At 53.5% G+C, this 20,643-nt stretch carries 17 protein-coding genes; 13 read left to right on the forward strand and 4 right to left on the reverse strand.

The genetic code is table 11. The features are described 5' to 3' along the window. The first annotated feature begins 167 nt into the window (after positions 1-167). Together WES_RS01905 and yjdN are read left to right on the forward strand one after the other, a co-directional pair. Entirely contained in the window at positions 168-503 is a 336-nt protein-coding gene (locus tag WES_RS01905; protein WP_016159901.1) for a zinc ribbon domain-containing protein YjdM, read from the forward strand. 139 nt (positions 504-642) lie between these two features. Further along, positions 643-1,086 carry a VOC family metalloprotein YjdN gene (yjdN, locus tag WES_RS01900; RefSeq protein WP_016159900.1) on the forward strand — a complete coding sequence of 148 codons (444 nt, stop codon included), beginning with the start codon at positions 643-645 and terminating at the stop codon, positions 1,084-1,086. Positions 1,087-1,149: 63 nt separating this feature from the next. On the opposite strand, the gene yjdP is transcribed toward yjdN, so the two are convergent. The 3 genes from yjdP to WES_RS01885 form a co-directional block, all read right to left on the reverse strand. Continuing rightward, complete coding sequence (gene yjdP, locus WES_RS01895; protein WP_016159899.1) at positions 1,150-1,479, reverse strand: DDRRRQL repeat protein YjdP; 330 nt, start codon at positions 1,477-1,479, stop codon at positions 1,150-1,152. A 68-nt stretch (positions 1,480-1,547) separates the two neighbouring features. Next, positions 1,548-2,180 carry a GNAT family protein gene (locus WES_RS01890; RefSeq protein WP_000636711.1) on the reverse strand — a complete coding sequence of 211 codons (633 nt, stop codon included), beginning with the start codon at positions 2,178-2,180 and terminating at the stop codon, positions 1,548-1,550. 112 nt (positions 2,181-2,292) lie between these two features. Then, complete coding sequence (locus WES_RS01885) at positions 2,293-4,557, reverse strand: hybrid sensor histidine kinase/response regulator (RefSeq protein WP_016159897.1); 2,265 nt, start codon at positions 4,555-4,557, stop codon at positions 2,293-2,295. A gap of 113 nt (positions 4,558-4,670) precedes the next feature. On the opposite strand from WES_RS01885, the gene WES_RS01880 reads away from it, so the two are divergent. The 4 genes from WES_RS01880 to WES_RS01865 are packed head-to-tail and all read left to right on the forward strand — an operon-like array spanning position 4,671 to position 9,196. Further along, the gene (locus WES_RS01880; protein ID WP_016159896.1) at positions 4,671-6,191 is read left to right on the forward strand and encodes a sugar ABC transporter ATP-binding protein; all 1,521 of its coding nucleotides are present in this window, start codon (positions 4,671-4,673) and stop codon (positions 6,189-6,191) included. Then, the gene (locus tag WES_RS01875) at positions 6,188-7,162 is read left to right on the forward strand and encodes an ABC transporter permease subunit (protein WP_000213465.1); all 975 of its coding nucleotides are present in this window, start codon (positions 6,188-6,190) and stop codon (positions 7,160-7,162) included. Before WES_RS01880 ends, WES_RS01875 begins: the two co-directional genes overlap by 4 nt. Positions 7,163-7,192: 30 nt before the next feature. After that, positions 7,193-8,134: an ABC transporter substrate-binding protein gene (locus WES_RS01870; RefSeq protein WP_001237477.1), complete on the forward strand. Its 942-nt coding sequence runs from the start codon at positions 7,193-7,195 to the stop codon at positions 8,132-8,134. A 60-nt stretch (positions 8,135-8,194) separates the two neighbouring features. Next, positions 8,195-9,196: a carbohydrate kinase family protein gene (locus WES_RS01865; protein ID WP_077637379.1), complete on the forward strand. Its 1,002-nt coding sequence runs from the start codon at positions 8,195-8,197 to the stop codon at positions 9,194-9,196. Here the strand turns inward: WES_RS01865 and WES_RS01860 are convergent. Beyond that, a complete protein-coding gene (locus WES_RS01860; protein WP_000805927.1) occupies positions 9,193-9,900 on the reverse strand; it encodes a response regulator transcription factor in 708 nt (235 codons plus the stop codon). The genes WES_RS01865 and WES_RS01860 overlap by 4 nt on opposite strands. A 290-nt stretch (positions 9,901-10,190) precedes the next feature. Between WES_RS01860 and yjcS the strand changes: the two genes are divergently transcribed. The 7 genes from yjcS (at position 10,191) to yjcO (ending at position 20,352) form a co-directional block, all read left to right on the forward strand. Then, on the forward strand, positions 10,191-12,176 hold the full coding sequence (gene yjcS, locus WES_RS01855) for an alkyl sulfatase YjcS (protein WP_016159894.1): 1,986 nt from the start codon (positions 10,191-10,193) through the stop codon (positions 12,174-12,176). 208 nt (positions 12,177-12,384) lie between these two features. Further along, a complete protein-coding gene (locus WES_RS01850; RefSeq protein WP_010351753.1) occupies positions 12,385-12,660 on the forward strand; it encodes a YtcA family lipoprotein in 276 nt (91 codons plus the stop codon). 18 nt (positions 12,661-12,678) lie between these two features. Next, entirely contained in the window at positions 12,679-13,710 is a 1,032-nt protein-coding gene (mdtN, locus tag WES_RS01845; RefSeq protein ID WP_016159893.1) for a multidrug efflux transporter periplasmic adaptor subunit MdtN, read from the forward strand. After that, complete coding sequence (gene mdtO / locus WES_RS01840) at positions 13,710-15,761, forward strand: multidrug efflux transporter permease subunit MdtO (protein WP_016159892.1); 2,052 nt, start codon at positions 13,710-13,712, stop codon at positions 15,759-15,761. Before mdtN ends, mdtO begins: the two co-directional genes overlap by 1 nt. Next, positions 15,758-17,224 carry a multidrug efflux transporter outer membrane subunit MdtP gene (gene mdtP / locus WES_RS01835; protein ID WP_016159891.1) on the forward strand — a complete coding sequence of 489 codons (1,467 nt, stop codon included), beginning with the start codon at positions 15,758-15,760 and terminating at the stop codon, positions 17,222-17,224. The genes mdtO and mdtP overlap by 4 nt, the downstream gene beginning before the upstream one ends. A 197-nt stretch (positions 17,225-17,421) precedes the next feature. Further along, positions 17,422-19,569, forward strand: a complete 2,148-nt coding sequence (fdhF, locus tag WES_RS01825) for a formate dehydrogenase subunit alpha (protein WP_077629246.1) — start codon at positions 17,422-17,424, stop codon at positions 19,567-19,569. Between the two features lie 93 nt (positions 19,570-19,662). Next, positions 19,663-20,352 (forward strand): Sel1 family TPR-like repeat protein YjcO, encoded by a 690-nt coding sequence (yjcO, locus tag WES_RS01820; protein WP_000719891.1) that lies wholly within the window; start codon positions 19,663-19,665, stop codon positions 20,350-20,352. Positions 20,353-20,643: the final 291 nt, after the last annotated feature.

Genomic DNA, 20,643 nt, shown 5'->3' on the forward strand with positions numbered 1-20,643 from the left:
GCAAAAAGATTATTTTCTTTTTGCGTTGTCTTTCAAATGAAAACGATCGTCGACTAAAATCAGCAGTACCCCCGACAAACTCAGGGATTTTGTGTATAATTGCGGCCTTTTTCGGCAATCTGCCGTTTTTTGGCGCTTTTGCCCTGCTGACTTTTGAGGAAATCCACATGTCATTACCACACTGCCCGAAATGCAACTCCGAATACACCTACGAAGATAACGGCATGTACATCTGCCCGGAATGTGCCTACGAATGGAACGACGCAGAACCTGCACTGGAAAGCGACGAGCTGATCGTTAAAGATGCTAACGGCAATCTGCTGGCTGACGGCGACAGCGTTACCATCATTAAAGATCTGAAGGTGAAAGGTAGCTCTTCGATGCTGAAAATTGGCACCAAAGTGAAAAACATCCGCCTGGTTGAAGGCGACCACAACATCGATTGCAAAATCGACGGTTTTGGTCCAATGAAACTGAAATCTGAGTTTGTGAAAAAGAACTGATTTCGAATGCCGGGTGCGATACATCCGGCAACGGTGCCAACTGCCTGATGCGACGCTTGCGCGTCTTATCAGGCCTACTCTTCATCTGTACAAAATTCAAACTACACTTAACTGACTTCTCTTAACTGAGGTCACCATCATGCCGTTAAGTCCCTATATCTCTTTTTCCGGTAACTGTGCCGACGCGATAGCCTATTACCAACGCGCGTTAGGCGCGGAACTGCTCTATAAAATCAGCTTTGGGGAAATGCCGAAACCCACGCAAGAAAGCACCGAAGGCTGTCCTTCAGGGATGCAATTTCCCGATACTGCCATCGCCCATGCTAACGTGCGCATTGCCGGAAGCGACATCATGATGAGCGATGCCATACCGTCAGGAAAAGTCAACTACTCCGGCTTTACGCTGGTGCTCGATTCGCAACAGGTCGAGGAAGGGAAACGTTGGTTTGACAACCTTGCCGCCAACGGAAAAATCGAAATGGACTGGCAGGAAACCTTCTGGGCGCATGGCTTCGGCAAAGTTACCGATAAATATGGTGTGCCGTGGATGATTAATGTCGTTAAGCAGCAGTCAACACCATAGTCGGGCTTTTATAGCTGATGGGGAGAATTAGGGGGAGGGGCGATGCCTGCTCCACACCCAACATCACCGCCCATACTCATCTTCCATTCTCCGCTCTTCATCTTCCAGCTGCCGACGCTCCTGATCAAGCTGGCGCTGGCGGTCGTCAAGCTGCCTGCGGCGATCTTCAAACTGGCGGCGGCGGTCGTCATATTGTCTGCGACGATCGTCGCTCACTTGACGCTGCCAGCCGTCGTCGCGCGAATCTTCATAGTCACGCCCACGGTCAGGGTTATAAGCGTCGTTAATCGCCTGCTGAATATTACCAATCGTGTCGTCGATAATATCGGCCTGAGCCGGAACGATGGTCAACGTGAGCAGGGTGAAAAGAAAGAGCGTGGAGTAAGGTTTCATAAGCCAGTCTCTGTGATGGACTGGCTTAACGTTAGTTGAGTGTGAATAACCGGAGTAGCGGAGTAATCTCAAATACGGTAAGGCGCAGACTCTTCCATTAGCTGGATAGCTCGCCGTTTATTTTCCGCCACCAGCACAATGCTATGACATTTTTGATCCGGAGAAATACTCCAGATACGTTCTTCCGGAATGCAGCCACCATCGTAGATCACTTTCGTGCCATCGTAAGGCCAAAATGTCTCTTGTTCAGTGTCTAATATAAACACTGAAATCTGATCGGACTCGCGCGCGATCTTCTGCCAGAGCATCTTCCCGCCATCATACTGATCAAAATCGCTGATGAGTGTGATTCCGCATTGCAGGATTAACGCTTCATACAGTCGCGTTGCCAGACCTTTATCGCGTTCACCAGGGGAGACGCAGATACCTTCCACTTGTACCAGATCCGAGTCTTCCCACCAGCGTTCAACGGCAATAATATCGCTGCCGAACTCTTTTTTACGCTGCAGGTCGAGAGCGGCAAGTACCCGATGACGTGGCACGCCTGCAAAAACTTCAATGTCCGCTTCAATGATGGCCGCTCTTGGCGTCTGGCTGTCATAAATCACCTGTAACAGACGCCCGGAAAGCTCGATCTCTTCCACCACGCGAAAAGAACGAGCAACCGTCATTGGGCTATAGGTGGTTGGCATCACGATCATATGTGAATCGCCTCTTGTCAGTACTGGCATAATTCCTTTTATATCCCATTCAGAACAGAATTGCTCACAATAGCAGCACATTTGCTCCAGGCCTCTTGATAAATTCTGAAAATCATCCCTCAATTTGCCCCAATGCCTGCGCCAGTTGCACGCGGGTAAAAGGTTTGCGCAGCAGCGCCACTTCTGGCAACGCGGGGTTATAGCTGGGGCGTAAATCCTGACCGCTGATAAGCAACAGCGTCAGGTGTGGGTAGCGTTTGCGTGCTGCATTGACCACTTCTGCGCCGCTCATACCGCCTGGGAGCATTAAGTCGCTGATAAAGATATCGATTTCCGCTGATGCCGCCAGCAGATCCAGCGCCTGTTCGCCACTGCTCGCTTCCAGCGTCAAATAGCCCAGCAGATGCAGCTGTTCACAGATGGTCTGGCGTACCGCAGCTTCATCTTCCAGCACCAACACCAGCTTATCGCCGCTGACGGCTGTCTGTTCTACCACCGCTGACGATACATTTTTCGCCGCCAACAACGCACGGGGAAGCTGTAGTCTGACTGTCGTTCCCTGCCCCGGCGCACTTTCGATTTCCACCCTCCCGCCGGACTGACGCACGAAACCATAGACCATCGACAAGCCCAGCCCGCTGCCGCTCCCCGTCTGTTTGGTGGTAAAGAACGGTTCGAACACCTGGTCTTTCACCTCCTGCGACATTCCACAGCCATGATCGATAACCTCCAAAGCCACCATGTCCTGACGCTGCCCACCGCTACGGGTGACACGCTGGTTCCAGGTGCGGATTTTGAGGGTTCCCGTCAGCCCTTCCATCGCATCACGAGCGTTCATCACCAGGTTGATGATGGCATTTTCCAGTTGGCTGACGTCAATCCACGCAGGCCACGCCGGAGACTGCGCTTCAATCTCCAGCGTCAGCGTTGCCGGTAAGGAGTGGCGCATCAATTCGCTTAACTCTTCCAGCAGTGTTTTCAGTTCAATGGCTTGTGGATGTAAGGACTGCTTGCGGGAAAATGCCAACAGCCGTTGGGTCAGTAGCGCGCCACGTTCGGCGGCTTGCTGCGCCCGCTGTATTCGCGGCGCGTCGGGCGATTCCGTGTTCACCAGCTCCAGGCTGCCAATAATCACCGCCAACAGATTATTAAAATCATGCGCCAGTCCCCCCGTCAGTTGCCCGACCGCTTTTAGCTTCTGGCTGTGCAATAGCGCCTCTTCCAGCCCCTGCCGCTCGGTTTGGGCAATCTCCATCTGCGTGGTTTTCTCTTTCAGCAGCCGTGACGTCCGTTCAAGCGATGCGGTATTACGGGCGAAGACGTTAAAGGCGCGTGCCAGTTCCCCCAACTCATCGCGCCGCTGTAACGCCGGAAAGCTGACGTCTGCTTCACCGTGCGCCAGACGACTCATGGCGCGAGAAATCGCCGTCAGGTTTGAGCCAAGATTGCGATAGATGTACCAACCTGCAAACGCGGTGATCACCACCGCTAACAGGGCAAAGATCATGATCACTCTCTCGCCGGAGCGCAGATCCTGGTAGCTTTGCGCTACCCGCTGACCTGAAAGCATCGCCACCTGTTCGGCATAATGGTTAATATCGCTGTTAAGGATCGCCACCAGAGCTTTGATGTGAAACATATACCAGCTAATCGCCAGATCGCTTTGCTCCAGTGACGCCGAAAGCGGCGCGAGTTTACGCAGTTCACGATTAAAATCAGTAAGTAGCGTATTTACTAACGGCGTATCACTATGAGTCGGCAGCGCAGACATCACTTCGACCAGTTGATGAATAATCGCCTGCGGTGCTGGAGTGGCAATGGCGGCAACGATCAGCCGGTTCATCTCGTTAAGCAAAATATCATCTTGCGCGTGAGTGACTTTTTGCAGATGCTGCAGATAACTTAAGTTTTGATATAGCGAACTTAACAACGCGTTACGCTCCAGGTGCCGCCTTTGCCCCCGCTCCAGCATTCCGCCGACGCTGGTTTGCAGTTCATTGCTGCGCTGGATGATTCGCGCCACCAGCCCGGCGTCCTGCTGTGCTAAAGGCGCTGTCGCCAGTTGCTCAAGTGAGTTTTTTAACGCCCGCTGTGTCTCCAGCAATCGCTCGGCTTCGCCTTTATATTCCAGCGCCCCCACCACCTGTGACAATCGCACCGCCGCCGTCGCCACGTTTGCCGTGTCGCGCGCCAGATTCAGGCTGCCGGTCATATCATCTACCGTTTGCTGCTGCACCAGTTCCTGCATCTGGCTGGCATGGCGAAAGCCCATCACCGCCACGCAGCAGACCATCAGCGTCACCGCCACCACCAGCAAATTCAAAAGCAGCAATCGCCCGCGCGCGCTGGCAAAAAAGTGACGTCCGGGGTGCGCCATATCACGCTCCGTGAAGAAAATTCGCAATATGACAAATATGAACGGCTTCTGACATTTTGCATTTACTTTCCTGTGATGGAGTGCTGATATCGACAACCTCGCAGGAGTCCACCATGAACAGCACGCCAGTTCTGGAGATGCGCAATATTGCCAAAGCCTTCGGCAAATTTTATGCGCTCAAAGGGGTGGATTTGACGGTTTACCCTGGCGAGATCCATGCCCTGATGGGGGAAAACGGCGCAGGAAAAAGCACGCTGATGAAGGTGCTGGCAGGGGCTTATACTGCCACCAGCGGCGAGATCCTGATTGATGGCAACCCCTTTCACATTCGCACGCCAAAAGATGCCTTAAGCGCCGGTATTACGCTGATTTATCAGGAGATGCAGCTGGCACCCAATTTGACGGTGGCAGAGAACATTTTCCTCGGCAGCGAGCTTTCCCACGGCGGGCTGGTGCAGCGTAAAGAGATGCTGGTGCAGGCGCAAAAAGTGATCGACCGCCTCGGCGCGCAGTTCAAGGCCAGTGATAAAGTCATGACGCTGACCATTGCCGAACAACAGCAGGTCGAAATTGCCCGCGCGCTGCATCGCAACAGCCGCATTCTGGTGATGGACGAACCCACCGCCGCCCTCTCCTCCCGCGAAACTCACCGCTTGTTTGAACTGATTATGCGGCTGCGCGATGAAGGGATGGCGATTATCTACATCAGCCACCGCATGGCGGAAGTGTATGAGCTTTCCGATCGCGTCAGCGTGCTGCGCGACGGGCAATACGTTGGCAGCTTGACCCGCGACAACCTCAACGCCGGAGAGCTGGTGCGGATGATGGTCGGAAGGCCGCTGAGCGATCTGTTCAATAAAGAACGCGATATCCTGCCCGGCAAAGCCCGCCTGAACGTTCACCACCTGACCGACGGCGGCAAAGTACAGCCGAGCAGCCTGCTGGTGCGTTCCGGCGAAATTGTCGGCCTCGCAGGGCTGGTGGGTGCCGGACGTTCCGAACTCGCGCAGTTGATCTTCGGCGTGCGTAAAGCAACGGGCGGAATGATTGAAGTGGATGGCGAACCGGTGGTGATCCACTCCCCGCGTGAAGCCATCGATCTTGGCATTGGATTTCTGACCGAAAACCGCAAAGAACAGGGGCTGTTCCTTGAAATGGCGGCAGCCGAAAACATCACCATGGCAACCCTGGAGCGCGATGCCAGCTGGGGGATGCTCAACCGCAAAAAAGCGCAAACCATCTCCGATGATGCCATTAAGTTGCTCAACATTCGTGTGCCACATTCCCAGGTGCGAGCGGGCGGGCTTTCCGGCGGCAATCAGCAAAAACTGTTGATCTCCCGCTGGGTGGCGATTGGCCCGCGCATTTTACTGCTCGATGAACCCACGCGCGGCGTGGATGTCGGCGCAAAAAGCGAGATCTACCGGATCATGAACGAGATGGCACGCAAGGGCGTGGCGATCCTGATGATCTCCAGCGAACTGCCGGAGATAGTCGGGATGAGCGATCGCGTTTATGTAATGCGCGAAGGCAGCATTGCCGGTGAGTTAAACGGCAACAACATCACCCAGGAAAACATTATGACCTTAGCGACCGGCGTCAACGACGCCCATTCCCAGGCGGTGCGCTCATGACAACATCTGCAAAGACCTCTGCCAAAAAAATGTTAATGAGCGATCTGATGCAAACGGTCGGCATTTTGCCGATTCTGATCCTGATCGTGGCGGTTTTTGGCTTTATCGCGCCAAACTTTTTTACCGAAAGTAACCTGCTGAATATTACCCGCCAGGCGTCAATCAACATTGTGCTGGCGGCAGGAATGACCTTCATCATTTTGACCGGCGGGATCGATCTTTCTGTAGGTTCAATTCTCGGCACCACGGCGGTAGCAGCGATGGTCGTCTCCCTTAGCCCGGAGTTCGCCATGCTGTCGATCCCGGCGGCGCTGATGCTCGGCCTGCTGCTGGGGTTGTTCAACGGCGCGCTGGTGGCCTTTGCCGGATTACCGCCGTTTATTGTCACACTCGGCACCTATACGGCGCTGCGCGGGGCAGCGTATCTGCTGGCGGATGGCACTACGGTTATCAACTCCAACATTAATTTCGAGTGGATAGGCAATAACTATCTTGGACCGATCCCCTGGCTGGTGGTCATTGCGCTGGCGGTAATCGTGCTGTGCTGGTTTATTCTGCGCCGTACCACGCTTGGCGTTCATATCTACGCCGTCGGCGGCAATATGCAGGCGGCACGTCTTACCGGCATAAAAGTCTGGCTGGTGCTGCTGTTTGTTTATGGCATGAGCGGCCTGCTTTCAGGATTGGGCGGAATTATGAGTGCCTCGCGACTGTACAGCGCCAACGGCAACTTAGGCATGGGTTACGAACTGGACGCCATTGCGGCGGTGATCCTCGGCGGCACCAGTTTTGTCGGCGGCATCGGCACCATCACCGGCACGCTGGTGGGGGCGCTGATTATCGCCACGCTAAACAACGGCATGACCTTAATGGGCGTCTCTTACTTCTGGCAACTGGTGATCAAAGGGGCGGTGATCATCATTGCGGTGCTGATCGACAAATACCGTACCCGACATCATCAAAGCGCATAACAACAATACCCTACACATGAGGAATACAGCATGAGATTGAAGCCCTTAGTGACCGCGCTCTGTGCAGGCGCGCTGCTGGTCGCAGCACCGTTCGCCCAGGCGAAAGAACTGAAATCGATAGGCGTGACGGTGGGCGATCTGGCGAATCCGTTCTTCGTGCAGATAACCAAAGGCGCGGAGCTGGAAGCGCGCAAACTGGCAGGCGATAACGTCAAAGTGACGCTGGTTTCCAGTGGCTACGATCTGGGCCAGCAGGTTTCGCAAATAGATAACTTTATTGCCGCCAACGTCGATATGATCATCCTTAACGCTGCCGATTCAAAAGGGATCGGCCCGGCGGTGAAACGGGCGAAAGACGCCGGGATCGTGGTGGTGGCGGTGGACGTAGCGGCAGAAGGTGCCGACGCCACCATTACTTCCGATAACACCCAGGCGGGCGAAATGGCCTGTAAATACATCACCGATCGCCTGAAAGGGAAAGGCAACGTGGTGATCATCAACGGGCCGCCGGTGTCCGCCGTGCAGAACCGCGTCGAAGGCTGCCAGACCGAATTTAAACGCCATCCTGACATCAAGGTGCTCTCAGACAACCAGAACGCCAAAGGCAGTCGTGAAGGCGGGCTGGAGGTGATGACCGGGCTGCTGGCGGCGAATCCGAAGATCGACGGCGTATTTGCGATTAACGATCCCACCGCGATTGGTGCCGATCTGGCAGCAAAACAGGCACAACGTAACGAGTTCTTTATTGTTGGCGTGGATGGTAGCCCGGACGCCGAAGAGGCGCTGAAGCGTGAGAACTCGTTGTTTGTCGCGACTCCCGCGCAAGACCCGCAGGTGATGGCGGCGAAAGCCGTTGAGATCGGTTATGACATTTTGCAGGGCAAGCCCGCGCCGAAAGAGCCGGTGCTAATCCCGGTGACGATGATCGACAAAGACAACGTCGGTAATTACAAAGGCTGGACGGTGAAATAAGTCCGAGGCCGGGCGGCGACGCTGCCCGGCGGTAGCGCATTAGCTAATCCAGGAGCTGGCATGATGGAACGTAAAGGTATTATCGCAGCAGGAAATATGTTGATTGATCACGTCCACCAGATTATCCAGTGGCCGGAGCGCGGCTGGCTGGCGGAGATCACCCACAGTGAACGCTCTACCGGTGGCGCACCGCTTAACGTCCTGCTGACGCTGGCGAAAATGCGCGCCGGGCTGCCTTTGCAGGCGGTCGGACTAATCGGTCAGGACAGCGATGGCGATTACATTATGGCGATGCTTGAGCAATACCACGTCAACCGCCAGCATGTGCAGCGCACCACCTTTGCGCCGACGTCGATGTCGCAGGTGATGACCGATCCCAGCGGGCAGCGCACATTTTTCCATTCACCGGGCGCTAACCGGCTGCTGGATCTCCCGGCGTTCGACCAGCTTGATAGCAGCATGAAAATCTTCCATCTCGGCTATCTGCTCCTGCTCGAAAGCCTGGATATGCCAGACGATGTTTATGGCACTCGCAGCGCCTGCCTGCTGGCGCAGATGCATGACGCTGGCTATGAAACCTGTCTCGATCTGGTTTCCCGCAAGGGCGATCCGCGCTATCAGCCGCTGGTATTGCCCGCGTTGCGTCATCTGGATTATCTGGTGATTAACGAACTGGAGGCCGGGGAATTTAGCGGGCTGGAGATTCGTTTGCCTAACGGCGAGCCACATATCGCGCATATTGCCGCCGCCGCGCGCGAACTGTTAGATGCGGGCGTGCGCCAGCGCGTGGTGATTCACTGCGCGGAAGGCGCATGGGGAGAGACGCCAGAACAGGGCGGCATGTGGATACCCTCACGGAAATTAGAACCGCGCGAGATTATCGGTAGCGTCGGCGCGGGTGATGCGTTTTGTGCCGGATTTTTGTATGGCTGCCACGAACGCTGGACGCTTACCGAGAGCATCAAACTGGCACATGCCTGTGCGCGCGCGAGCCTGTTATGCGCCAACGCCATCGACGGGGCAAAAACACTGGAAGAGCTGCAAACAGAAATGTCGGATTAATGCACGTCGGCAGCGAAGACATAACCCAGACCGCGCAGAGTTTTAATCAACATTGGCTGATGCGGGTTCAGTTCGATTTTGCGTCGTAGTCGCATGATTAATACGTCGATGGTGCGATCAAACACCTCTATGCTGTCACTATGGGTAAACTCCAGCAACTGCTCGCGGCTCAATACCCGACGGGCGTTTTGTGCCAGTGCCAGCAACAAGCCATATTCGCCCTGAGTCAGCTCAACAAGTTGCTGTCGCGGATTGTGTAGCTGGCAGCGTGTGGTATCGAGATACCAGCCATTAAATGACAGCCCGGCATTTTTCTCCTCATTGACCGCCAGCACGCCAACGCGCCGTAACACCGCTTTTAGTCGCGCGACCACTACCCGTGGGGTAAATGGCTTGCAGATGTAATCATCCGCGCCCATTTCCAGCCCGACCACCACATCAGACTCACTGCCCAGACCGGTCAGCATCACCACCGGCAATGCAGGACGCATTTTCTGTAGTTGTTGTAATACCATCAGGCCGTTGGTATCAGGCAACATCATATCCAGCACCACCAGCGCAATATCAGGATCGCCTTCAATACACGATATTGCCTCCTGTCCGGTATGGCAGACTGAAACCGTAAAGACATGTTCGCTTAACACGTCCTGCAACAGTGCACAGATAGCCGCGTCATCATCCACCACCAGCACCACGGGTTTCATGGTTACACTCCGCATTATTCACCTGATTAATCATTGTGCGTACTTCCTGGCGAAGTGAAAGAGGAAAGCAATATATATAATGAAAATATAATTCATGTCACATTATTGATATTATTAATAGATATGCCGTACTTTTTCACCTTCAGCACAAATGCCTAATAAAATGGCTCGTTCCGCTCACACTTCCGTTTATTAAAGTCGTCGTTTCCCAATTATGATAACGCCAGCTTTAAATGACGTATTTTGCATGGATTACATATTTACGACATAAATGATAAATGGAGATTTATATGAATAACTCTCAGTTATTCCGTTTGAGCAGGATTGTTATTGCCTTAACCGCCGCCAGCAGCATGATGGTAAATACCGCTTACGCAACAGATGAAGCGAAAGCCGCCACTCAATATACGCAACAGGTAAATCAGAATTACGCCAAATCATTACCGTTTAGCGATCGTCAGGATTTTGACGATGCCCAGCGTGGATTTATCGCCCCGCTGCTCGATGAAGGTATTCTTCGTGATGCGAATGGCAAAGTTTACTACCGCGCGGATGATTACAAATTTGATATTAATTCCGCTGCACCGGAAACCGTAAACCCCAGCCTGTGGCGTCAGTCGCAGATCAACGGTATTTCTGGCCTGTTCAAAGTCACCGATAAAATGTATCAGGTGCGTGGTCAGGACATCTCCAACATTACGTTCGTGGAAGGCGAGAAAGGCATTATTGTTATCGACCCGCTGGTGACGCCGCCAGCCGCAAAAGCCGCACTTGACCTTTACTTCCAGCATCGTCCGCAAAAACCGATTGTTGCGGTTATCTACACCCACAGCCACACCGACCACTATGGCGGTGTGAAAGGCATTATCTCTGAAGCTGATGTTAAATCGGGAAAAGTTCAGGTGATCGCTCCGGCTGGCTTTATGGACGAAGCCATCAGCGAAAACGTACTGGCGGGTAATATTATGAGCCGCCGTGCGCTCTACTCTTACGGCCTGTTACTGCCGCACAACGCGCAGGGTAACGTGGGTAACGGCCTCGGCGTGACGCTGGCAACCGGTGACCCAAGCATTATTGCGCCAACCAAAACTATCGTCAGAACTGGCGAGAAGATGATTATCGACGGTCTGGAGTTTGACTTCCTGATGACCCCTGGCAGCGAAGCGCCAGCGGAAATGCACTTCTATATTCCGGCACTGAAAGCCCTGTGTACCGCCGAGAACGCTACTCATACCCTGCACAACTTCTACACTCTGCGCGGCGCGAAAACCCGCGACACCAGCAAGTGGACCGAGTATCTGAACGAAACGCTGGATATGTGGGGTAACGAAGCAGAAGTATTGTTTATGCCGCATACCTGGCCGGTTTGGGGCAATAAGCATATCAATGATTATATTGGTAAATATCGCGATACCATCAAGTATATTCACGACCAGACCCTGCACCTGGCAAACCAGGGCTACACCATGAATGAAATCGGCGACATGATTAAGCTGCCGCCAACGCTTGCCAATAACTGGGCCAGCCGTGGCTATTACGGTTCTGTCAGCCACAACGCCCGTGCGGTATATAACTTCTATCTCGGCTATTACGACGGTAACCCGGCAAACCTGCATCCGTATGGTCAGGTGGAGATGGGTAAACGTTATGTGCAGGCGCTGGGCGGTTCTGCCCGTGTCATCAACCTGGCGAAAGAAGCGAACAAGCAAGGTGATTATCGCTGGTCGGCAGAACTGCTGAAACAGGTGATTGCCGCCAATCCGGGTGACCAGGTGGCGAAAAACCTGCAAGCCAATAACTTTGAACAGCTCGGTTATCAGGCAGAGTCCGCCACCTGGCGCGGTTTCTACCTGACTGGCGCGAAAGAGCTGCGCGAAGGGGTACATAAGTTCAGCCATGGCACCACCGGTTCCCCGGATACCATTCGCGGGATGTCGGTCGAAATGCTGTTCGACTTTATGGCTGTTCGCCTCGATAGCGAAAAAGCCGCCGGGAAGAATATCAGCCTGAACTTCAATATGAGTAACGGCGATAACCTCAACCTGACCCTGAACGATAGCGTGCTTAACTACCGTAAAACGCTGCAACCGCAAGCCGACGCCTCTTTCTACATTAACCGTGAAGATCTGCACGCCGTGCTGACCGGACAGGCGAAAATGGCGGATCTGGTAAAAGCGAAGAAAGCCAAAATTATTGGCAATGGTGCGAAACTGGAAGAAATTATTGCTTGTCTGGATAATTTTGATTTGTGGGTGAATATCGTAACCCCGAATTAATTCAACTCATTCTCGGGGGCGTTCAAGCCCCCGAAAGCATTTATATTAAAAATATATGCAGCAAATTAATACACAATATATATAAGTTATGAATGCGGTGGCTGAATAAAGCTATTTTTATTCATCAAGAAAATAGCCATACTGACGCCTTCAATGGATATTGATATTCACTACAGATATTGTTCGCAGCAGACAGGATGTATTTAATATGCCAACAGTTCTCTCTCGCATGGCGATGCACCTCAAAAAAACAGCCTGGATAGTTCCCGTCTTCATGGTTTCGGGATGCTCATTATCTCCGGCAATCCCGGTGATCGGCGCTTATTATCCCAGCTGGTTTTTCTGCGCCATTGCCAGCCTTATTTTGACGCTCATCACAAGGCGAATTATTCAGAGGGCAAATATCAATCTGGCATTTGTCGGAATTATTTATACCGCCCTTTTTGCTCTCTACGCCATGCTGTTCTGGCTGGCATTTTTCTAATCTATTTGAGATGCGCTCATGGAAAGTACGCCGAAAAAAGCTCCTCGCAGTAAGATCCCTGCCCTGCTGGTCGTCGCGCTGGCGCTGGTTGCCCTCGTTTTCGTTATCTGGCGCGTAGACAATGCGCCATCAACTAATGACGCTTACGCGTCAGCAGATACCATCGATGTTGTGCCGGAAGTCAGCGGTCGTATTGTGGAACTGGCGGTCACAGACAACCAGGCAGTCAAACAGGGCGATTTGCTGTTTCGTATCGATCCTCGCCCGTACGAAGCGAATCTGGCGAAAGCCGAAGCCTCCCTCGCCGCACTGGATAAGCAAATTATGCTCACTCAGCGTAGCGTTAACGCCCAACAGTTTGGCGCCGACTCAGTTAACGCCACGGTAGAAAAAGCCCGCGCCGCCGCTAAACAGGCCAGCGATACATTGCACCGTACCGAGCCATTACTGAAAGAAGGTTTTGTTTCTGCTGAAGAAGTTGACCGTGCGAGAACTGCACAGCGCGCTGCAGAGGCCGACCTTAATGCCGTATTGTTGCAGGCGCAGTCAGCCGCCAGCGGCGTCAGCGGCGTCGATGCACTGGTCGCCCAACGTGCAGCGGTGGAAGCGGATATCGCTCTGACCAAACTGCATCTGGAAATGGCGACCGTTCGCGCGCCGTTTGATGGCCGGGTCATTTCTCTCAAAACCTCCGTCGGGCAATTTGCTTCTGCCATGCGCCCTATTTTTACCCTAATCGACACTCGTCACTGGTACGTGATCGCCAACTTCCGCGAAACCGATCTGAAAAATATTCATGCCGGTACGCCTGCGACAATTCGCCTGATGAGCGACAGCGGCAAAACCTTCGAGGGTAAAGTGGATTCCATTGGCTACGGCGTGCTGCCGGATGACGGCGGTCTGGTGCTTGGCGGCCTGCCGAAAGTGTCTCGTTCTATTAACTGGGTTCGCGTTGCCCAGCGTTTTCCGGTCAAAATCATGGTCGATAAACCTGACCCGGAAATGTTTCGCATCGGCGCGTCGGCAGTCGCTAATCTTGAGCCGCAATAATGAGCGCCCTCAACTCCCTGCCATTACCGGTGGTCAGGCTGCTGGCGTTCTTTCATGAAGAGTTAAGCGAGCGGCGGCCTGGCCGTATGCCGCAGACCGTGCAGCTCTGGGTAGGCTGCCTGCTGGTGATTCTGATCTCAATGACCTTCGAGATCCCTTTCGTGGCGTTATCACTGGCGGTGCTGTTTTACGGTATTCAGTCGAACGCGTTTTACACCAAATTTGTCGCGATCTTGTTTGTGGTCGCCACGGTGCTGGAAATCGGCAGCCTGTTTTTGATCTACAAATGGTCATACGGCGAACCGTTGATCAGATTGATCATCGCAGGTCCTGTCCTGATGGGCTGCATGTTTTTGATGCGCACTCATCGGCTGGGGCTGGTCTTTTTTGCCGTCGCCATTGTCGCCATTTACGGGCAAACCTTCCCCGCCATGCTCGACTACCCGGAAGTGGTCGTGCGCTTAACCCTGTGGTGTATCGTTGTCGGCCTCTATCCAACCTTATTGATGACGTTAATCGGCGTGCTGTGGTTTCCCAGCCGCGCCATTACGCAGATGCATCAGGCGCTTAATGATCGGCTTGATGACGCGGTACGTCACCTGACAGAAAGTCTTGCGCCGCTACCCGAAACGCGGATTGAAAGAGAGGCGCTGGCGCTGCAAAAACTGAATGTCTTTTGCCTCGCGGACGACGCCGACTGGCGAACCCATAGCGCATGGTGGCAAAGCTGCGTGGCAACGGTAACCTACATTTACTCGACGCTGAATCGCTACGATCCCACCTCTTTTGCGGATTCGCAGGTAATCATTGAGTTTCGGCAAAAATTAGCCTCTGAAATCAACAAGCTGCAACATGCTATTGCCAAAGGGCAGTGCTGGCAAAGCGACTGGCGGCTTAGTGAAGATGAAGCGATGGCGGCACGGGAATGTAACCTGGAGAATATCTGCCAGACACTGTTACAGCTTGGTCAGATGGATCCGCACACGCCGCCAACGCCCGCCGCCAAACCGCCGTCAATGGTCGCCGATGCCTTTACTAATCCGGACTATATGCGTTACGCGGTAAAAACGCTGCTGGCCTGTTTGATCTGTTACACCTTCTACAGCGGCGTGGACTGGGAAGGCATTCACACCTGTATGCTGACCTGCGTGATCGTCGCTAACCCCAATATCGGTTCTTCGTACCAGAAGATGGCGCTACGTTTTGGCGGAGCTTTTTGCGGTGCAATTCTGGCGTTGCTGTTTACGCTACTGGTCATGCCATGGCTGGACAATATTGTCGAATTGCTGCTCGTACTGGCACCGATTTTCCTGGTGGGCGCGTGGTTCGCCACCAGCTCTGAGCGTTCTTCTTATATCGGCACGCAGATGGTGGTGACCTTTGCTCTCGCCACGCTCGAAAACGTCTTTGGTCCGGTTTACGACCTGGTGGAAATACGCGATCGTGCCATCGGCATTCTTATCGGTACGGCGGTATCGGCGGTGATTTACACCTTTGTCTGGCCTGAAAGCGAAGCGCGCGCGCTGCCGCAAAAACTGGCTGGCGCGCTGGGTATGTTAAGCAAACTGATGCGTATCCCGCGCCAGCAGGAAGTCACGGCTCTGCGCACTTATCTGCAAATTCGTATAGGTCTACATGCGGCGTTTAATGCCTGTGAAGAAATGTGCCAACGCGTGGCGCTTGAACGTCAACTGGACGGCGATGAACGCGCCTTACTGATTGAACGCTCGCAAACAGTTATTCGTCAGGGACGCGACATTCTTCACGCCTGGGATGCCACCTGGAACTCGGCGCAGGCGCTGGATCACGCGCTCCAGCCGGACAGAGCCAGCCACTTTGCCGACGCACTGGAGAAATACGCTGCCGGTCTGGCAACCGCACTCAGCCATTCTCCCCTGATAACGCTTGAAGAGATACCCGCCTCGCAGGCCATCCTGCCCACCTTATTAAAACAAGAGCAACACGTCTGTCAGCTCATCGCCCGCTTGCCAGACTGGACAGCCCCGGCATTAACGCCCGCCACGGAACAGGCACAAGGAGCCACTCAATGATCAATCGTCAACTTTCATGCTTGTTGTTGTGCAGCATTCTCGGCAGCGCGACGCTGATTTCCGGCTGTGCGTTAGTGCGTAAGGATTCAGCCCCTCATCAACAGCTTAAACCAGAACAGATCAAACTTGCCGATGATATTCATCTTGCCAGTTCCGGCTGGCCGCAAGCGCAGTGGTGGAGACTGTTTAATGATCCACAACTGGATGCGCTGATCCAACGGACGTTAAGCGGTTCTCACACCCTCGCCGAAGCGAAATTGCGGGAAGAAAAAGCGCAGTCGCAGGCAGATTTGTTAGATGCTGGTTCACAATTGCAGGTGGCGGCATTAGGGATGCTCAACCGCCAGCGCGTCTCTGCCAACGGCTTTTTAAGCCCTTATGCGATGGATGCGCCTGCACTGGGAATGGATGGTCCGTACTACACCGAAGCCACCGTAGGTTTATTTGCCGGATTAGATCTCGATTTATGGGGCGTACATCGCTCAGCGGTTGCCGCAGCCATTGGCGCGCATAACGCCGCGCTGGCAGAAACTGCGGCAGTGGAACTGTCGCTCACTACAGGCGTAGCGCAGCTTTATTACAGTATGCAGGCCAGCTACCAGATGCTCGATCTGTTAGAGCAAACCCGCAGCGTGATTGATTACGCAGTGAGAGCGCACCAGAGTAAAGTGGCGCACGGCCTGGAAGCGCAAGTACCGTTCCACGGCGCGCGGGCGCAGATTCTGGCGGTCGATAAACAAATTGCTGCCATCAAAGGGCAAATCACTGAAACGCGAGAATCTCTGCGCGCATTGACTGGCGCGGGCGCCAGCGATATGCCGGAGATCAAACCAGTGGCATTACCGCAAGTCCAGACCGGTATTCCGGCGACACTCTCTTATGAGTTGCTCGCCAGACGTCCGGATCTGCAAGCCATGCGCTGGTATGTTCAGGCGTCATTAGATCAGGTGGATTCCGCACGGGCGCTGTTCTACCCAAGCTTTGATATCAAAGCGTTTTTCGGCCTGGATTCCATCCACCTGGATACCTTATTCAAAAAAACCAGTCGCCAGTTCAACTTCATTCCGGGTCTGAAATTGCCGTTGTTTGACGGTGGACGGTTGAATGCCAATCTCGAAGGCACTCGTGCCGCCAGCAACATGATGATTGAACGTTACAACCAGTCCGTGCTGAACGCAGTGCGCGACGTTGCAGTCAATGGCACGCGTCTGCAAACGCTGAATGACGAGCGGAAGATGCAGGCAGAACGCGTAGAAGCGACCCGCTTCACCCAGCGCGCCGCCGACGCCGCCTACAAGCGCGGTTTAACCAGCCGCTTACAGGCAACCGAAGCCGAATTGCCGCTGCTTGCCGAAGAGATGTCATTACTGATGCTGGATAGCCGCCGCGTGATCCAAAGCATTCAGTTGATGAAATCGCTGGGCGGCGGGTATCAGGCGGCTCCCATCACCGAGAAAAAATAAAATGTCTGCCGCGTGATGGCTGTCACGCGGTATTTCGTTTCGTCACGTCAAAACTGACGACAGCCTGTTTTTCGTCAGAGTTTTGAATAAATAGTGCCCGTAATATCAAGGAATGTCCCCAAATAAAATGTGGCATAAAAGATGCATACTGTAGTCGAGAGCGCGTATGCGTGATTTGATTAACTGGAGCGAGACCGATGAAAAAAGTCGTCACGGTTTGCCCCTATTGCGCATCAGGTTGCAAAATCAACCTGGTCGTCGATAACGGCAAAATCGTCCGGGCGGAGGCAGCGCAGGGGAAAACCAACCAGGGTACTCTGTGTCTGAAGGGTTATTATGGCTGGGATTTCATTAACGATACCCAGATCCTGACCCCGCGCCTGAAAACCCCCATGATCCGTCGCCAGCGTGGCGGCAAACTCGAACCTGTTTCCTGGGATGAGGCACTGAATTACGTTGCCGAGCGCCTGAGCGCCATCAAAGAGAAGTACGGTCCGGATGCCATCCAGACGACCGGCTCCTCGCGTGGTACGGGTAACGAAACCAACTATGTAATGCAAAAATTTGCGCGCGCCGTTATTGGTACTAATAACGTTGACTGCTGCGCTCGCGTCTGACACGGCCCATCGGTTGCAGGTCTGCACCAATCGGTCGGTAACGGCGCAATGAGCAATGCCATTAACGAAATTGATAATACCGATTTAGTGTTCGTTTTCGGGTACAACCCGGCAGATTCCCACCCGATCGTGGCGAATCATGTGATTAACGCTAAACGTAACGGGGCGAAAATTATCGTCTGCGATCCGCGTAAAATTGAAACCGCGCGCATTGCTGACATGCACATCGCACTGAAAAACGGCTCGAACATCGCGCTGTTAAATGCGATGGGCCATGTCATTATTGAAGAAAATCTGTACGACAAAGCGTTCGTCGCTTCTCGCACAGAAGGCTTTGAAGAGTATCGTAAAATCGTTGAAGGCTACACGCCGGAGTCGGTTGAAGATATCACCGGCGTCAGCGCCAGTGAGATTCGTCAGGCGGCGCGGATGTATGCCCAGGCCGAAAGCGCATCCATTCTGTGGGGCATGGGTGTTACCCAGTTCTATCAGGGCGTGGAAACCGTACGTTCTCTGACCAGCCTCGCAATGCTGACGGGTAACCTCGGTAAGCCACATGCGGGCGTTAACCCGGTTCGTGGTCAGAACAACGTGCAGGGTGCCTGCGATATGGGCGCGCTGCCAGATACGTACCCAGGCTACCAGTACGTGAAAGATCCGGCTAACCGCGAGAAATTCGCCAAAGCCTGGGGCGTGGAAAGCCTGCCTGCTCATACCGGTTATCGCATCAGCGAGCTGCCGCACCGCGCAGCGCATGGCGAAGTGCGTGCCGCGTACATTATGGGCGAAGATCCGCTGCAAACTGATGCGGAACTGTCGGCAGTACGTAAAGCCTTTGAAGATCTGGAACTGGTCATCGTCCAGGATATCTTTATGACCAAAACCGCGTCGGCGGCGGATGTTATTTTACCGTCAACCTCGTGGGGCGAGCATGAAGGTGTCTACACTGCGGCTGACCGTGGCTTCCAGCGTTTCTTCAAGGCGGTTGAACCGAAGTGGGATCTGAAAACGGACTGGCAAATCATCAGTGAAATCGCCACCCGTATGGGTTATCCGATGCACTACAACAACACCCAGGAGATCTGGGATGAGTTGCGTCATCTGTGCCCGGATTTCTACGGTGCGACTTACGAGAAAATGGGCGAACTGGGCTTCATTCAGTGGCCTTGCCGCGATACATCAGATGCCGATCAGGGGACTTCCTATCTGTTTAAAGAGAAGTTTGATACCCCGAACGGTCTGGCGCAGTTCTTCACCTGCGACTGGGTAGCGCCAATCGACAAGCTCACCGACGAGTACCCAATGGTACTGTCAACGGTGCGTGAAGTCGGTCACTACTCTTGTCGTTCGATGACCGGTAACTGTGCGGCGCTGGCGGCGCTGGCTGATGAACCTGGCTACGCACAAATCAATACCGAAGACGCCAAACGTCTGGGTATTGAAGACGAGGCATTGGTTTGGGTGCACTCGCGTAAAGGCAAAATTATCACCCGCGCGCAGGTCAGCGATCGTCCGAACAAAGGGGCGATTTACATGACCTACCAGTGGTGGATTGGTGCCTGTAACGAGCTGGTTACCGAAAACTTAAGCCCGATTACGAAAACGCCGGAGTACAAATACTGCGCCGTGCGCGTCGAGCCGATCGCCGATCAGCGCGCCGCCGAGCAGTACGTGATTGACGAGTACAACAAGTTGAAAACTCGCCTGCGCGAAGCGGCACTGGCGTAAATCAGTCCCTCTTACAGCCTCCTTTCGGAGGCTGTTTTTTTATCTATTCGAACTCTTTATACTGGTTACTCCCTACCCAATCGTATTATCAAAATGAAAAAAATTATCGCATTGATGTTATTTTTGACATTCTTTGCCCACGCAAACGACTCCGAACCCGGCAGCCAGTATGTAAAGGCAGCAGAGGCCGGAGATAAACGCGCACAATATTTTCTTGCCGATAGCTGGTTTAGCTCCGGCGATTTGAGCAAAGCCGAATATTGGGCACAGAAAGCCGCTGACAGCGGTGATGCCGATGCCTGCGCGCTGTTAGCGCAGATCAAAATCACCAATCCGGTCAGTCTGGACTATCCACAAGCAAAAGTTCTTGCCGAGAAAGCGGCACAGGCGGGCAGTAAAGAAGGTGAAGTGACGCTGGCGCATATTCTGGTTAATAGTCAGGCGGGTAAACCAGATTATCCGAAGGCGATTTCGCTGTTAGAAAACGCTTCGGAAGATTTAGAGAATGATACTGCCGTTGATGCCCAGATGCTGCTTGGCTTGATTTACGCCAACGGCGTGGGCATTACCGCTGACGATGACAAAGCAACCTGGTATTTCAAACGCAGCTCCGCGATTTCCCGTACCGGTTATTCCGAGTACTGGGCGGGGATGATGTTCTTAAACGGTGAAGAGGGTTTTATCGAGAAGAACAAACAAAAGGCGCTGCATTGGTTGAACCTGAGCTGTATGGAAGGGTTTGATACCGGATGTGAAGAGTTTGAGAAATTAACCAACGGCTAAGCCAGGCCTGATAAGACGCGTTAAGCGTCGCATCAGGCGTTGATGTCGGATGCGGCGTAAACGCCTTATCCGACCTACAAAAATCACGCTAAATCAGGCTATTGCACTGTCTGGCGTAGGCCTGATAAGACGCGACAGCGTCGCATCAGGCATTGATGTCGGATGCGGCGTAAACGCCTTATCCGACCTACAAAATCAAGCTAAATCAGGCTATTGCGCTGCCTGGCGTAGGCCTGATAAGACGCGGCAAGCGTCGCATCAGGCATCCACACATTGCCGGGTGGATATAAC

Origin of the sequence: Escherichia sp. KTE31, assembly GCF_000407925.1 — a bacterium.
Lineage (GTDB): Bacteria > Pseudomonadota > Gammaproteobacteria > Enterobacterales > Enterobacteriaceae > Escherichia > Escherichia ruysiae.

Excerpts from the sequence above, each read along its gene's own strand:
- mdtP (WP_016159891.1), top strand. The coding sequence starts at position 15,758 with ATGATCAATCGTCAACTTTCATGCTTGTTGTTGTGCAGCATTCTCGGC.
- mdtO (WP_016159892.1), top strand. The coding sequence starts at position 13,710 with ATGAGCGCCCTCAACTCCCTGCCATTACCGGTGGTCAGGCTGCTGGCG.
- WES_RS01880 (WP_016159896.1), top strand. The coding sequence starts at position 4,671 with ATGAACAGCACGCCAGTTCTGGAGATGCGCAATATTGCCAAAGCCTTC.
- WES_RS01885 (WP_016159897.1), bottom strand. The coding sequence starts at position 4,557 with ATGGCGCACCCCGGACGTCACTTTTTTGCCAGCGCGCGCGGGCGATTG.
- WES_RS01850 (WP_010351753.1), top strand. The coding sequence starts at position 12,385 with ATGCCAACAGTTCTCTCTCGCATGGCGATGCACCTCAAAAAAACAGCC.
- yjdP (WP_016159899.1), bottom strand. The coding sequence starts at position 1,479 with ATGAAACCTTACTCCACGCTCTTTCTTTTCACCCTGCTCACGTTGACC.
- WES_RS01875 (WP_000213465.1), top strand. The coding sequence starts at position 6,188 with ATGACAACATCTGCAAAGACCTCTGCCAAAAAAATGTTAATGAGCGAT.
- WES_RS01905 (WP_016159901.1), top strand. The coding sequence starts at position 168 with ATGTCATTACCACACTGCCCGAAATGCAACTCCGAATACACCTACGAA.
- yjdN (WP_016159900.1), top strand. The coding sequence starts at position 643 with ATGCCGTTAAGTCCCTATATCTCTTTTTCCGGTAACTGTGCCGACGCG.
- WES_RS01870 (WP_001237477.1), top strand. The coding sequence starts at position 7,193 with ATGAGATTGAAGCCCTTAGTGACCGCGCTCTGTGCAGGCGCGCTGCTG.
- yjcS (WP_016159894.1), top strand. The coding sequence starts at position 10,191 with ATGAATAACTCTCAGTTATTCCGTTTGAGCAGGATTGTTATTGCCTTA.
- WES_RS01860 (WP_000805927.1), bottom strand. The coding sequence starts at position 9,900 with ATGAAACCCGTGGTGCTGGTGGTGGATGATGACGCGGCTATCTGTGCA.
- WES_RS01865 (WP_077637379.1), top strand. The coding sequence starts at position 8,195 with ATGATGGAACGTAAAGGTATTATCGCAGCAGGAAATATGTTGATTGAT.
- WES_RS01890 (WP_000636711.1), bottom strand. The coding sequence starts at position 2,180 with ATGATCGTGATGCCAACCACCTATAGCCCAATGACGGTTGCTCGTTCT.
- yjcO (WP_000719891.1), top strand. The coding sequence starts at position 19,663 with ATGAAAAAAATTATCGCATTGATGTTATTTTTGACATTCTTTGCCCAC.
- mdtN (WP_016159893.1), top strand. The coding sequence starts at position 12,679 with ATGGAAAGTACGCCGAAAAAAGCTCCTCGCAGTAAGATCCCTGCCCTG.